15 protein-coding genes are annotated in these 13,645 nt (G+C 70.1%); 9 read left to right on the top strand and 6 right to left on the bottom strand.

Annotated features, from left to right (window positions below; all coding sequences use genetic code 11):
* The first annotated feature begins 27 nt into the window (after window positions 1-27).
* A complete protein-coding gene (locus VFL99_RS15965) occupies window positions 28-1,215 on the top strand; it encodes a 4-hydroxybenzoate 3-monooxygenase (RefSeq protein ID WP_325107345.1) in 1,188 nt (395 codons plus the stop codon).
* 12 nt (window positions 1,216-1,227) lie between these two features.
* On the opposite strand, the gene VFL99_RS15960 is transcribed toward VFL99_RS15965, so the two are convergent.
* Window positions 1,228-1,464: a hypothetical protein gene (locus tag VFL99_RS15960; RefSeq protein WP_325107344.1), complete on the bottom strand. Its 237-nt coding sequence runs from the start codon at window positions 1,462-1,464 to the stop codon at window positions 1,228-1,230.
* Window positions 1,465-1,682: 218 nt separating this feature from the next.
* On the opposite strand from VFL99_RS15960, the gene VFL99_RS15955 reads away from it, so the two are divergent.
* From VFL99_RS15955 to VFL99_RS15945, 3 genes are all read left to right on the top strand, one after another.
* Window positions 1,683-2,102, top strand: coding sequence for a MarR family winged helix-turn-helix transcriptional regulator (locus VFL99_RS15955; RefSeq protein WP_325107343.1), 420 nt, complete (start codon window positions 1,683-1,685; stop codon window positions 2,100-2,102).
* Between the two features lie 100 nt (window positions 2,103-2,202).
* Entirely contained in the window at window positions 2,203-2,760 is a 558-nt protein-coding gene (locus VFL99_RS15950; RefSeq protein ID WP_325107342.1) for a MarR family winged helix-turn-helix transcriptional regulator, read from the top strand.
* Window positions 2,757-4,454 (top strand): MDR family MFS transporter, encoded by a 1,698-nt coding sequence (locus VFL99_RS15945; protein WP_325107341.1) that lies wholly within the window; start codon window positions 2,757-2,759, stop codon window positions 4,452-4,454. The genes VFL99_RS15950 and VFL99_RS15945 overlap by 4 nt, the downstream gene beginning before the upstream one ends.
* Before the next feature lie 74 nt (window positions 4,455-4,528).
* Here the strand turns inward: VFL99_RS15945 and VFL99_RS15940 are convergent, their stop codons facing one another.
* Together VFL99_RS15940 and VFL99_RS15935 are read right to left on the bottom strand one after the other, a co-directional pair.
* Window positions 4,529-5,362 (bottom strand): VOC family protein, encoded by an 834-nt coding sequence (locus tag VFL99_RS15940; protein ID WP_325107340.1) that lies wholly within the window; start codon window positions 5,360-5,362, stop codon window positions 4,529-4,531.
* A gap of 11 nt (window positions 5,363-5,373) precedes the next feature.
* Window positions 5,374-6,471, bottom strand: coding sequence for a flavin monoamine oxidase family protein (locus tag VFL99_RS15935; protein ID WP_325107339.1), 1,098 nt, complete (start codon window positions 6,469-6,471; stop codon window positions 5,374-5,376).
* A 199-nt stretch (window positions 6,472-6,670) separates the two neighbouring features.
* Between VFL99_RS15935 and VFL99_RS15930 the strand changes: the two genes are divergently transcribed.
* The 5 genes from VFL99_RS15930 to VFL99_RS15910 all read left to right on the top strand — a co-directional run bounded on the left by VFL99_RS15930 (window position 6,671) and on the right by VFL99_RS15910 (window position 10,112).
* Window positions 6,671-7,144 (top strand): aminoacyl-tRNA deacylase, encoded by a 474-nt coding sequence (locus VFL99_RS15930; protein WP_325107338.1) that lies wholly within the window; start codon window positions 6,671-6,673, stop codon window positions 7,142-7,144.
* A gap of 149 nt (window positions 7,145-7,293) precedes the next feature.
* On the top strand, window positions 7,294-7,953 hold the full coding sequence (locus VFL99_RS15925; protein ID WP_325107337.1) for an ArsR/SmtB family transcription factor: 660 nt from the start codon (window positions 7,294-7,296) through the stop codon (window positions 7,951-7,953).
* 1 nt (window position 7,954) lies between these two features.
* Window positions 7,955-8,488: a hypothetical protein gene (locus VFL99_RS15920; protein WP_325107336.1), complete on the top strand. Its 534-nt coding sequence runs from the start codon at window positions 7,955-7,957 to the stop codon at window positions 8,486-8,488.
* Window positions 8,488-9,264 carry a DsbA family protein gene (locus VFL99_RS15915; protein WP_325107335.1) on the top strand — a complete coding sequence of 259 codons (777 nt, stop codon included), beginning with the start codon at window positions 8,488-8,490 and terminating at the stop codon, window positions 9,262-9,264. The genes VFL99_RS15920 and VFL99_RS15915 overlap by 1 nt, the downstream gene beginning before the upstream one ends.
* Window positions 9,261-10,112, top strand: coding sequence for a cytochrome c biogenesis CcdA family protein (locus tag VFL99_RS15910; RefSeq protein ID WP_325107334.1), 852 nt, complete (start codon window positions 9,261-9,263; stop codon window positions 10,110-10,112). The genes VFL99_RS15915 and VFL99_RS15910 overlap by 4 nt, the downstream gene beginning before the upstream one ends.
* 268 nt (window positions 10,113-10,380) lie before the next feature.
* On the opposite strand, the gene VFL99_RS15905 is transcribed toward VFL99_RS15910, so the two are convergent.
* From VFL99_RS15905 to VFL99_RS15895, 3 genes are all read right to left on the bottom strand, one after another.
* On the bottom strand, window positions 10,381-11,673 hold the full coding sequence (locus tag VFL99_RS15905) for a SpoIIE family protein phosphatase (protein WP_325107333.1): 1,293 nt from the start codon (window positions 11,671-11,673) through the stop codon (window positions 10,381-10,383).
* Entirely contained in the window at window positions 11,663-12,376 is a 714-nt protein-coding gene (locus tag VFL99_RS15900) for a PP2C family protein-serine/threonine phosphatase (RefSeq protein ID WP_325107332.1), read from the bottom strand. The genes VFL99_RS15905 and VFL99_RS15900 overlap by 11 nt, the downstream gene beginning before the upstream one ends.
* A gap of 237 nt (window positions 12,377-12,613) precedes the next feature.
* Window positions 12,614-13,312, bottom strand: coding sequence for an alpha/beta fold hydrolase (locus tag VFL99_RS15895; protein WP_325107331.1), 699 nt, complete (start codon window positions 13,310-13,312; stop codon window positions 12,614-12,616).
* Between the last annotated feature and the right edge of the window lie 333 nt (window positions 13,313-13,645).

The raw sequence follows: 13,645 nt of genomic DNA, 5'->3' as shown, positions 1-13,645 counted from the left end.
CGTCGGCGAGGCACTTACATGGAGGTCATGGCCGCCACACTGCGCACCCAGGTCGCCGTCGTCGGCGCCGGGCCGGCCGGCATGCTGCTCGCCCACCTGCTGGACGGCGAAGGCATCGACTGCATCGTCGTCGAGACCCGTTCGGAGGCCTACGTCGCTGCCCGGATCCGGGCGGGCATCCTGGAGAACTCCACCGTCGACCTGCTCCGATCCGTCGGTCTCGGCTCGCGGCTGGACGCCGAGGGGCACCCACACCGCGGCATCTACCTGCAGTGGCCGCACGAGCGCCACCACATCAACTTCGCCAGCCTGGTCGACCGCCATGTGTGGGTGTACGGGCAGACGCAGGTGCAGCGCGACCTGATCGAGGCGAGCAGGGCGGCCGGGCGACGGGTCATCTACGAGGTCAGCGACACCGCGATCCACGACATCGAGTCTGACCAGCCAGCGGTGACCTTCACCGACATGGATGGTCGGCAGGTGCGGATCGAGGCGGGCGTGGTCGTCGGCTGCGACGGCTCCTTCGGCCCCTGCCGGGCCGCCGTCCCCGAACGGGCGCGCGAAGTGTGGACGCGGGTCTATCCCTACTCCTGGCTCGGCGTCCTTGCCGACGTGCCGCCGTCGACCGACGAGCTCATCTATGCCTGGCACCCCGACGGGTTCGCGCTGCACTCGATGCGCTCCCCCACGGTGAGCCGCCTCTACCTGCAGGTCCCCAACGGCACCGACGCCAGCAGCTGGTCCGACGACAGGATCTGGGCAGCCCTCGCCGCGCGTCTCGGCCACGGCCAGGACGGCTGGGAACTCTACCCGGGGCCGATCGCCGAGAAGAGCGTGCTGCCGATGCACAGCTACGTGCAGTCACCGATGCGCTACGGCAACCTCTTCCTCGCCGGAGACGCCGCACACATCGTCCCGCCGACCGGCGCCAAGGGGCTGAACCTCGCGGTGGCCGACGTCGCGCTGCTCGCGCCGGCCCTGGTCGCCCTGCTGGCCAAGCACGACACGGCACTCGCGGATGCCTACTCGGACACCGCCTTGCGACGGGTCTGGCGGTGCACCCACTTCTCGTGGTGGATGACCACGATGCTGCACCAGAGCGGCGACCCCTTCGACACCCAGCTCCAGCTGTCCCAGTTGCGCTGGGTCGCCACCAGCACCGCCGGTGCCACCGGGCTCGCCGAGAACTATGCCGGCCTGCCGCTGGGATTCTGAACGATCCTGCCCTCAGTCCTCCGGCAGCGCGGCGAAGGCGTTCTTCATGTCTCGGTACCAGCCCAGTGACTTCTTCGGATGGCGCCACCGCCCCTTCATCGCATCGCGGGCCGCCTGGTGACTCGCGTCACCGGCCTTCTCCGCCTCCTTCAGGTGCTTGTCCTGCGCATTGATGACGTCGTCGGCTGTCTCGCCGTGGTGGGCCAGATCGCACGGTCCGCCGAGCTGGCGGCAGGTCATGGTCTTCATCGTCTCCCTCGCTCGGAGCTGGTGGGTATGCCGAGCGCAACAGTACGAGGACGACCACCCGTGCGCACGGAGCAGGCTCAGGTGCGCACGGCGGAGCCAGCACCGCGTCGCCGTGGTGTCAGGCTGGTCCGGTGACGAGACGGGATCGGGATTCCGGAGGAGACGTGTCGCGGGCGTCGACGGGTCGCGGACGTGCCGGCGCGATCGAAGAGCTGGAAGTGCAACTGAGTCGGCTGTTCCGCCGCGCCCGGAGCCAGTCGGCACGGATCGCCGGGGAGGTGCACCCGGACCTGGACGCGTCGGGGTATGCGCTGCTGCGGGTCCTCTACTCGCTTGACCCCTCGGGAGCGGGGGTGCGCGCGGTCGACTTGGGGGCGGCGCTGGCGCTGCACAAGTCGACGACGAGCCGGGCGGTGGCCGATCTGGAGCAGCTCGGGCTGTTGGCGCGGGTGCCGGACCCGCACGATGCGCGCGCCCGGCTGATCACCCTGACCGGGGAGGGTCGGTCGGCGTTGGAGCGCTCGCAGCAAGGGCGTCGGAACGCGATGGCGGCGGCGTTGGCACCCTGGACGGTCACCGAGCTGCGCGAGCTGGCGGCCCTGTTGAGCCGGTTCAACGACCTGGACGGAGAGGCATAGGAATCGACCGCTTGTGGGGCGCGGCGAATCGTTTGGTTGTCGCAGGCAACTAGTTGTATAGTTGCATGCAGCAACCAAACCTTTCGTCTTGGGAGTGGACATGGACCCCACCTCGGCGACGCGGCTCGCCGACGCCCTGACCAGCTTCGTGCGCACCGCCCGACTGGCCGCCACGCACGACGGTCTGCGGTCCTTGGCCGGCACCCAGGCAGGCATCCTGCGGCGCGTCGCCCACGGGGATCGGCGCCTGAGCGACCTGGCCCGCGAACTGCTCGTGGACACCTCCGTGGTCTCCCGGGCGGTCGCTGACCTGACGAAGTCCGGTTACCTCACCCGCGCCACCGACCCGGCCGACGCGCGCGCCTGCCGACTGCGGGCGACCGCGACCGGGCGGAGGGAGCTCGACCGGCACACCACCGCTCTCCAGGACCTCGTGGGACAGGCCTTCGCCGAGCTCAGCGCCGACGAGCTGGAGCAAGCCGTGAGCGTGCTGCAGCGGCTGGAGGGGCTACTGCACCGGATTCCCCAGATCCACGACGTGACGGCCAGCAGCCGCCCCTGCCCTCCCCACACTCATGGCCCTGCCGAGTCCGACGCCTCAGCGCGCCCATCCCTGACACCCGCTTCCGCCATTCCCACCTTGGAGCCGCCCGCATGAGCCTTTCCGCAACCTCGGCCGAGGGGGCCACCGACCCGCAACGGGCGCGCGCCGTCACCGGCGCAACCGCTGATGGTGAATACAGCCACGCCCAGATCCTGCGTGTGCTGACCGGACTGCTCGCCGCCCTGTTCACCGCGATGCTGTCCTCCACGATCGTGGCCACCGCCCTGCCCACGATCATGTCCGACCTGCACGGCACGCAACGCCAGTACACGTGGGTGATCACCATCTCGCTGCTGGCGATGACCGTGACCACTCCGATCTGGGGAAAGCTGGCCGACCTCTTCAGCAAGAAGCTGCTCGTCCAGCTGTCGATCGTCCTCTTCGTCGCCGGATCCGTCGGCGGTGGTCTGGCCCACAGCGTCTCGAGCCTGATGGCGGCTCGCGCCGTTCAAGGCATCGCCATGGGCGGATTGACCGCCTTGGTCCAGGCCATCATCGGCACGATGATCGCGCCCCGCCAGCGCGGCCGGTACAGCGGCTACATGGGCGCCGTCATGGCCGTCGCCACGGTCTCCGGGCCCCTGCTCGGCGGCGTGATCACCGACGCATACGGCTGGCGCTGGTGCTTCTACGTGTGCGTCCCCCTGGCTGTGGTCGCGCTGAGCCTGCTGCAAGCCACGCTGCACCTGCCCACGCTGCGCCGAACGGTCCGGATCGACTACCTCGGCGCGGTTCTGCTGGCGATCGCCGCGGCCCTGCCGATGCTGTGGGTCACGTTCGCCGGAGCCGACTACCCCTGGGTTTCCTGGCAGTCCGTCGCCTTCCTCGCCGCCTTCCTGATTGCTGCCGCTCTGGCGGTGCTCGTGGAGCTGCGCGTGGCTGAGCCGGTGGTCCCCATCCGGGTCCTGCGCAACCGCACCGCCACGCTGATGATCATCGCGGGCGTCGCGGTCGGTGTGGCCATGTTCTCCGCGTCCACCTTCATGACCCAGTACTTCCAGCTCGCCGACGGCAACTCCCCCACCAAGGCCGGCATGATGACCATCCCGCTGATCTGTGCCCAGCTGGTCTCCTCCGTCTTCGGTGGGCTCCTCGTCACACGCACCGGCCGCTACAAGCAGCTCATGCTGGCCGGCGCCGTCGCCATGGTCGTCGGCATGGCCGGACTCGGGTTCCTCAACCACACCACGCCCTACTGGCAGGTCGCCGTCTGGATGGCCGTGATGGGTTTGGGCATTGGAGCACTGCTGCAGAACATCGTGCTGGCCGTGCAGAACCAGGTCGACGTCAAGGACATCGGCGCCGCCTCTGCGACGATCTCCTTCTTCCGCTCCCTCGGCGGCGCGCTCGGGGTCGCCGCACTCGGGGCGGTCCTCGCCGACCAGGTCCAGACCAAGATCGTCGCCGGCATCAGCGCCCTGGGCCCACAGGCGGCCCACGCTGCTCAAGGCGGGGGCGCAGACCTGGACATCGCCGACCTGCCCGCCCCGATCCAGCACGTCATCCACCACGCCTACGGCGACACCTTCGGCCTCATCTTCGCCGCCGCCGCGGTCGTGGGGCTCTTCGCCCTGGGCTGCGTGATCGCGCTGCGTGAGATCCCGCTGCGCACGACCGTTTCCATGAAGGCCACGCCCTCTGAAGGGGAGGCGACCTCGCCGGCCGCGGGTGCCGCCGGCGTCGCCCAGCTCCGGGACGACGGGGACGACACCCGGCGCCAGCCCGTCGGGGCTGCCGTGCGCGCCTGACCTCCGCGACGCCGTCACGGATCTCCCCGCACGCGGATGCCTCCTAGACCGGAGGGGGAGTGACGCGCAGTCCGCTACGAACTCGCGGGCTCGAACGCGATCCTCGCACCGAAGCCCTGGCCTGGGGCGATCTCGAGGCGGTCGGGGAGCTCCTGAAAGGGAATGTGCTCCTCGGCGAGCCGTCGCGCCACCGCGCCAAGGTCGGTCACGGCGACGCTGAACCCGGTGAATCCCCTCTCGCCTGAGCTGGACTCGAGTTGGAGCCAGCCATCGCGTGCGAGACGGTACCGAAGTCCGTTGTCGGACGGCCGCGCTCCGGTGAACACCTGCAGGAAGCCGGCGTGCTCGTCCGGATGCTCGAGGTCGAGGACCACGCCGGCCACATCCGTGGCGCCGTTCTCGTGACGCTGGAGTGGTGGGCTCCAGAACGCCTCGGGGTAGTGCTGCTGGCAGACGAAGAAGGAGGCGTCGGGCAGCCGCTCATCGGCGGCGAAGGCCAGCGTGAACGCGACGTGGGTCTCACTCCCGTCCGCTGCACGTCCCGAACGCTCGAAGGAGAACGGCTCAAAGTCACCGATCCCCTGACGCGCGAAATCGGCCGCATCCTCCTGCGCGTCGGAACTGTCCAGGACGAACATCGCCAAGCCCTCACGTCTGGACAGGTAGTCGCGCACGAACGCGCCGAAGCTGAACGAGCGCGGCCCTTGCGGTGGGATCCGCTCGACGTCAGCGACCGTGATCAGTTCGAGGAACGACGAGGCGAACTGGATCACGTGGTTCTCGGTCCCCCAGGGATGACGGTTGCGTGCCCCGACCTGGAAGCCCAGCTGGGCGTAGAAGGACGCCGCGCTCGGCAAGTCGTGCACGGCGAGGACGAGGTGGTCGATGTGGCGCGAACGGGTGGCCATGCGGGTGTCCTTCACCGATCGAGGCGCCGGCGGATGTCCGTCGCGGCGAGGGCGGATGCTTCGATGGCGCCGGCGAGGTAGCCCGCCTCGTGCGGGCTCGCTTCGCTGCCGGCCAAGACGAGTCTGTCGGCCCACGGGCCGTTCACCCACGATGGTGCCGACGATGGATGTCCGCTCGACGTCGTGTCGTCGGTCGTTGCCGTCAGGGGGTCGGTGGCCCAGTCCTTGAGGATCGTGGCGGTCGGCGTCTGCGCCTCCGGTCCGAAGATCCGGGCGAACTGGGCAAGGCAGGCGTCGGTGAGGGCCTGCTCTCCCATCGATTGCCGTTCCACCGGGCCCACGCCGACGAAGCCGAAGAGGGCGGCACCGCCGGACTGTGTGGTGGCGTCGTGCATCTCGAGCATCGGCCCGACCATGCTCTGTGCCGTCCCCGACAGGGCCGCCCCCAGCCAGAACGGCGAGTCGTACAACGCGAAGAACTTCGCCTGCGCCGCCATCCACGTCGGTGTGCCGCGCCAGAGGAGGGCATTCTGCGGCGGCACCGCGGGGGCCAAACCGATCGTGGCCTCGAGAAGCCTGGGCGGCAGCGCTGCGACGACGTACTCGGCGTTGACCGACCGCTCGGACCCCGACCCGTCGCGGTAGGTCAGCCGTACCCCGCCGCCCCCGAGCTGAAGTCCCATGACGGTCGAGCTCAGACGCACCCTGTCGTGGGGAACCTTGCCTGCGAGGCCCGCGACGAGCGCGGCGGACCCTCCGACGAACCGCATCGTCTCTGGCTCCTGGCGAATCCCTGCATAACGTTGAGCGGGCTCACGCGACATGCGCTCGAAGATGACGTCGCCGTCACTGCTCTGGGGGAAGCTCGCGATCCCGAGCTCCTCGACGAGGCCGCCGATGCCCGGCTGCAGTCGCGGCCAGAACCACGATGGTCCGAGGTCATACCCGTCTTCGCTGACTGCTCCGGAGCCGTCCACGGTCAGGACGCGGCCACCGAGACGGTCTCTGGCCTCGAAGAGCTCGAACGACACGCCCCCCGCAGTGAGCAGGCGTGCCACGTTGAGCCCGGACACCCCTCCACCGACAACGGCGACCTGTGTGTTGTCCAACCTCGGTCCTTTCCACCGGTACTTCTCGTTCACCACATGGGCGCGGGCTCCTCGGTGAGGTTACCGACGGGGCCGGCGACCACGTCCGGCCGTGTCGGTGAGGTTCGACACAGCGCCGCGCGACACCCCGCAAGCGCATGGTGATTAGCCTCTGTTGTGGCCGCGGTTGACACGGGACCGACCATGGAAGGACGAAGACGTGACACCGTCCGGTGAGAAGCGAGCGATACAGGCCCTCAAGGACGCGGGCGTCGAGCACACCATCGTGCGGCACGGCCCGGTCAACTCCCTGGCCGAAGCCGCGGCTGCACGAGGCCTGGACGCCGCACAGGTCATCAAGACCCTTGTCGTGCGCCGCGGTGAGGACGACTACCTCTTCGTCTTGGTGCCCGGCGACCGGCAGATCTCGTGGCCGAAACTGCGCGCCCTCCTCGGCGTCTCCCGACTGTCGATGCCGGACGCGAACACCGCACGCGCGGTGACCGGCTACGCACGCGGCACGATCACCCCGTTCGGCTCGCTGCATGCCTGGCCTGTCATCGTCGACACCAACGTCACCGACACGGTCTCCATCGGCGCCGGCGCGCACGGCGTTTCGGCCACGCTTGCCGCCGGCGACCTCGTGCGGACTCTTACCGCAACGGTCGCCGATGTCACCGAGGCTCGGCCCTGACCTCCGCGGCGTAGCGTCGACACGTACCCGCGGCTGTATTTCCGTCCCACTGCGGACGGGGCAATCTCCCCATCCAGAACCCACTCTGGTGCCAACGGGCGAGGTGACCTACCCTTCTTGCTTATTCCATTGATCGTTGGAGGAGCAGAATGAGCCAGCCGCGAACCGGTCTGTTCGACGAGCTCGCCGTGGTGGGCAAGGCCTTCGCGAGCGCCAAGCGGTTGGAGATCATCGAGTTGCTGGCGCAGAGCCCGCACTCGGTGGAGGAGATCTCCCGGGCCACGGGGCAGGGGATGAGCACCGTGTCAGCGCACCTGCAGATCCTGCGCGCTTCCCGGCTGGTGCGCACCCATCGGGAGGGCACGCGGGTGATCTACCGGTTGGCCGGGGAGGACGTGGCGGTTCTGTTCGCCCGGCTGGGGGTGACCGCCCGCACGCATTCGCCGGACGTGGAGGCGGCTTTGGACGCCTACCTGGGCTCTGGCGGTGAGGACGTGCAGGAGGTCAGCCGCGAGGAGCTGCTCGCGCGACTGCGGACCGGCGAGGTGACGCTGCTGGATGTGCGCCCACCGGAGGAGTTCCGCGCGGGGCACATTCCCGGAGCGCTGTCGATGCCCTTGGGCGACCTGGCCGAGCACCTCTCCGAGCTGCCCGCCGGTGACCTGGTCGCCTACTGTCGAGGGGCGTACTGCGTCCTGGCCCACGATGCCGTGACCCTGTTACACACCCAGGGTCGGCCGGCCCGGCGCCTGGAGGACGGGATGCTGGAGTGGCGCCTGGCCAGGCTACCCATCGAGCAGGGTGCCTGACGTGGGCGCCCACGTCAGGTCGTTGCGCGGGTGGTCCCCGCGCCGGTGGACCGTCACCGTGCTCGTCAGCGTGACGGCCATGCTGGTCATCGCGATCCCGACCGACCTGCCCGACACGCCCCTGTTCAATCGGGACGTACCGCCGGAGTGGTGGGCTTGGCCCGCGCTCGCGGTGTCGGCCGTGCTGACCGGCTTGCTCGCCGCGACGTACGTCGCCGACCCGACGAACGAGCCGGCTGCTGCCGACACCAGCACCAACCTGTCGAGTTCGGACCAGCCGGCGCGCCAAGGGAGCTTGGCCGGGCTGCTGACCTTCTTCGCCGTGGGCTGTCCGGTCTGCAACAAGCTCGCGCTGCTCGCCCTCGGCTACTCCGGTGCCCTGGCCTGGTTCCGGTCGTTCCAGCCCGTCCTGCAGCTCGTCGCGGTCGGCCTGCTGCTCTGGGCCCTGCGCGCACGTCTGGCCGCAGCGACCGCGTGCACCGTCTCGGCCAGCTCCGAGCCGCGCCGAGTTCCGACCACCCACGAGGAGTTCTGATGCCCAGCCCCCACGACCCTGCCCCGGTGTCGCGCCGGACGGCCACGGTGCCGGTGGTGGTCGCGATCGTCGCCGCCCTCGTCGCGGCGTTCACGTTTCTGGCCGCCCGATCCTCGGATGCCGAGCCGGCGGCGTCCCAAGGCAGGACACAGACCTCGAGCCGGGCCCCAGAGCGGGCCACCTCACCGAAGGCTGCCCCGAAATCGGAGGAGGCCCCGCAGGTCCCCAGCGCGCTGGCACGACGCGCCCCAGGCGACCCGATGGCGCGAGGCGACGTCGACGCGCCCGTCGTCATGGTCAACTTCTCCGAGTTCCAGTGCCCGTTCTGCGGCAAGTTCGCGCGCGACACAGAGCCTGATCTCGTCCGCAAGTACGTCAACAACGGCACACTCCGCATCGAGTGGCGCGACTTTCCCTACCTCGGCGAGGAGTCCTACACCGCCGCCCTCGCCGGGCGCGCCGCGGCCGAGCAGGACGGCTTCTGGGAGTTCCACGACGCCATGTATGCCGAGCAGTCACCACCCAACAGCGGTGCCCTGACCGTGGACCACCTCGTGGCGGTTGCTGAGTCCGTTGGCCTGGATGGGGATCGGCTCAGAACGGACATGAGGGACCCTGCGCTCGCGGCCGGCATCAGGAAGGACTTCCAGGAGGGCCAGTCGATCGGGGTCAGCGGCACCCCGGCCTTCCTGATCAACGGCCGGCCGGTGATCGGCGCGCAGCCAGCCAAGGTCTTCCGCCAGGCCATCGAGCAGGCAGCAGCGGAGGCGTCATGACGGATGTCAGCCTGCTCGCCGCGCTGGCGGCCGGCGTCTTGGCGCTGCTGTCACCGTGCAGCGCGCTGCTGCTGCCCTCCTTCTTCGCCTACGCCTTCTCCAGCCGGCGAACCCTGGTGGCCCGCACGGGCAGCTTCTACCTCGGCCTGCTGGTGACGCTGGTCCCCTTGGGCAGCGGTGCGGCCGCGGTGTCCACACTCGTCTACGGCCACCGTCAGCAACTGATCCTGGCCGCCGGCTGGGTCATCATCGCCGTAGGTGCGCTGCAGCTGCTCGGAGGCAGTCTGCGGGTCCCGTTCGTCGCCCGGCTCCAGACCTGGTCGGCCTCTCGCGGAGCCGGCCGCGGCGGCTACCTGTCCACGTTGGCCCTCGGCGCGGTCTACGGCTTGGCTGGCTTCTGCTCCGGCCCGGTCCTGGGGGCGATCCTCACCCTCGCCGCCACACAAGCGTCGCCCGTGCTCGGCGGGGCGCTGCTGGCGGTGTACGCCCTCGGCATGGCCCTGCCCCTGTTCGTCCTCGCCTGGTTCTGGGACCGCTACCACCTCGGCCAGCGCGCGTGGGTTCGCAGTCGGCTGTTGGCCCTCGGCCCCATTCGGGTCCACAGCACCAACGCCGTCGCCGGACTGCTCTTCCTCACCATCGGCATCCTGTTCCTCCGGTTCGACGGCACCGCTGGCCTCACCGGTGTCCTCGGGCTGGGCGACACCACCGACCTGGAGACCAACGCCCAGCAGGCCGTCACCGAGCTCGCCGCCGCGGTTCCGGTGTGGCTGGTGCCTGCCACCGTCGCGCTGGTGGCTGCTGGCATCGCCTGGTCCCGCCTCCGCCGCAGCCACAATCGTTCTTGAAGGAAGGCCATGACACGCCCGAGGTCATCACCATCGAGACCCACATCCACAATGACTACCTGACTGGCGGCCTCGCGCTCGCGGAGGCGACGGGGGCGGCATACCTGGTCAACCGGGACGGCGAGGTCGACCAGGCGTTGTCGAGCGGTGTCCGGGTCACCGCCGGCATGCAGCTAGTCGTTCACGTCACGGAACTGCACGGCCAGGTCGTGCGCGTGACCTGCCGACGACACCCTCATCCACCTCCCCATCGTGGTGAGCCATCAGCCTATGAACCCGGCAGCGCCGGGCGCTCATCGTCCGGGTGCTGCTGGTGGGCGTCCAGGCCGACCAGGGCGAGCACGTCCTGGGCTGGGGTGCCGGTTCCGGTCACCAGGGTCAGCGGGTTGCCGTGGGCGGCGAGGCGGTCGCGCAGGTCGAACAGCACATGTACCCCCGCGCTGGCCAACAGGTCGACGTCGGTCAGGTCGACGGTCAGGGGGTGCACACCGCCCCGGCTGGCATGGTCCAGCTGCGCAGCCAGTTGGGCGGCGGTGCCGACGTCGACCGGGCCGCTCACCGCCAGCTCGCGCGGGGTTCCCTCGCGCAGCTGGGTGCTGAACTCTCTCATGAGTTCCTCTCTTACCGTCTGCCCGGCCGGGGCCGACCCCAGCAGCGCGGGCCGGTGCGGCCGCTGCCGCAGGGTCGCGATCGTGCCACCCGCAGTGTGGACCACATCGAGGCTCTCGACCATCGCTTGGGCCAGCCACAGGCCGCGTCCGCGCGTCGGTGTCCGGGGCGCGCCGCCAGGCTCGCGCCACGTCCCGTCATCGGCCACGTCCAGCTGGACCACGCCGTCAGCGCCGAGCGCGGCGTCCACCCGGACCTCGCCGGCTGCCCGGTCGCGGTAGGCGTGCTCGACCGCATTGGTCACCAGCTCCCCGACGGCCAGCTGCAGTGCCCGCTCATCCTCGACGCGGGGGTCGAACTGACGCACCCACACCTCCAGCGCGGCGCGCATCTCGGCCACGGCCTCGGCCCGGGCGGGCATCCGCAGGTGCAGCGGCTTAGGTGGGATCGGCCGGGACTCGACGGCCAGGGCGGTGACGTCGTCGTCGTACCCGGCTCGGGTGAGCAGTTCGACCGCCTGCTGGCACACCCGCTCGGCGGCCGAGGCCGGGGCGCCGCTGGGCAGCGCCCGGTTGGCGGCGGCGTCGCCGGCCACCTGGGCCAGCACGTCCATCCCGTCGGTCAAGGTGCGCCCCGGCCGTTCGATCAGCCCGTCGCTGTACAACAGCAGCACCTGCCCCGGCCCCAGCTTGGCCGTGGCGACCTTCACGGGTGCTCCGGTTCCCAGCGGCCCGGCGCCAGAGGCGGCCAGGTAGTGGGCTGTCCCGTCGGCAGCCAGGGCCAGGGGCGGCGGGTGCCCGCACGTGGCATACCGCAGCGTGCCGTTTGCCGGGTCCAAGATGACAAGGCACACCGTGCTGGTCCGCATCGCCGGGGTTCGGGCCGCCAACCGGTCGGCGCGGGCCAGCGCCTCGTGCACGTCGCCGGTGTCCACCAGCAGCTCATCGAGCACCGCGCGTAGGCTGGCCCATCGCCGCAGACGCGGCCACGCCGTGCCCGACGATGTCGCCGACCACCAGGGCCAAGGCGCCGCCGGGCAGCGCGACGGCGTCGAACCAGTCACCGCCGGCGGCCTGGTCGCGGGCCGCGACCAGGTACCGCGCCGCGACACTCGCCTGCGGCAGCACCGGCAACCCGGTCGGCAACAACACTTGCTGCAGTTCGGCGACCACATCACGTGCGGCCTCATAGCGGCGCTCCGCCTCGGCCGTGCGCGCCTGCTCGGCCTGCCGCTGCCGCACCCGCTCAGTCACATCAGCCTGGCTCACCAGCACCCCGCGCACCCGGCCGTCGTCCCACAACCACGGCGCCAAGGTGAAGTCCAGGAACACCTCGAACGGTTCGCCCTGCTGGGTCTGGAACTGGATGCGCCACTCGCGGGCGGTCACTGGTTCCCCCGAGGCGTACACGTTGTCAAGCAGCTCGAACAGTTGTTGCCCGGCGATGTCGGGCAGCACCTCCCGCGCCGGCTGATCCAGGAACGGGCGGTCCACCAACGTCCGCCAGACCCGGTTGGCGGCCACCAGACGGTGCTCGGGTCCCTCCAACACCGCCATCATCGTCGGCATCGCATCGAAAGCGGCCCGCACCACCTCCGCATTGCCGACCAGCGATGCCCCGCCAGACCCATTCTCATACGTGTTGTCGTCGCCCATCCCTGACATCATCACGGCACGCGCCACCTACAGCCAACCGAGCCAACGGCTCGCGCAAGAGTGGAGACCGCAGACAGGACCGCGTCCCCACGCAAGATCCGCGCCTACGAAAAGGTCGGATTCATCGAGGAAGGGGGGCCACTGCGAGGCGGCGTGGCACGACGCAGGTGGTACGACGGGACCGTCGCCGGCTGCCGTTGCCGTGTGGGTGCCACACGTGCGCGGCGAGCCGGTCCGCTATCCCAGCGTGAGCATGGCCTCTGCGACCGCGCCGGTCGCCCCGTCGGGGATCACGGTGGCGACCTCCTCGAGGACGATCAGCCGTGCACCGGGGATCTCGCGCGCAATTGCTTGGCCGTTGCCGACGGGGAAGAACCGGTCTCGGCGGCCGCGGCCCACGAGCGAAGGGACCTTGATCTCAGATGGGCGCTCGCGCCATCGGGGTCTGCAGTCAAGCTTGGAGAAGACCATGCCGAGCTGATTGGCCATGGGGATCGGGGGTGCGGTGCCGGGTGTGCGGTCCCAGATGCGCGCGGCGATCGTGCCTGCGGCGACGGGGTCGTCGCCGCGGATCTCCGCGCGAGCCTCGGCGAACTCCGCCGCTGCCTCGCGGTCGGCCCAGTCGGGCATCGGAAGCACGAACAGACGCCTCATCGTCGCCTGGTCGTGGTCGGGGAGGTAGACGTCCGGCTTGCCGGGCGCGACCGGTCGAGTACTGGCCAGGGTGAGTGCCGAGAATGCCCCGGGATGGTCGAGTGCGGCGACCTGAGCGACCATCCCGCCGACGCTGATTCCGGCGAGGTGCGCAGGGTGTAGCGAGGCGTCTCCGTGCCCGATGATGTCCTCAAGGAGGGAAGTGTCCCGTTCCTGAAACGCCCGGTTGAAGCGGTCAATGACCGCCTCGGTCGTCTTCGCAACTCCGGTGCTCTCCGTCATCGAGGCTTCCTCTTCGTCTGTGGAGGGTCTCGAACCTGCCTCGCTACGCCGACACGGCGCCGCCGAGGGCGGGTCAAGTTCAGTCATCGCACGGGTAGACCGGACCACCCGCCCGGTCTCATCGGTGTGCTCGGTTTGGCGATCGTCACGCGGAGCGTGACCAGTGCGGGATCCTGCTACGACGACGGGCGAGGCGATGGTGGCGGCGGCTCGTCTGGGTCGGGCAGCGGGGGAAGCCCCAGCCGGTCGAGAGTGGCGAGCACCCAGTCGATCTTCTTCATCGAGTACTGAGCGGGGTCGCTGGTCCCCTCGGCGACAACTCGTCGCTTGAGG

This window comes from Segeticoccus sp., from assembly GCF_035708005.1.
Note: the sequence above shows the minus strand (reverse complement) of the source record. Positions and strands in the feature narration are given on the sequence as shown.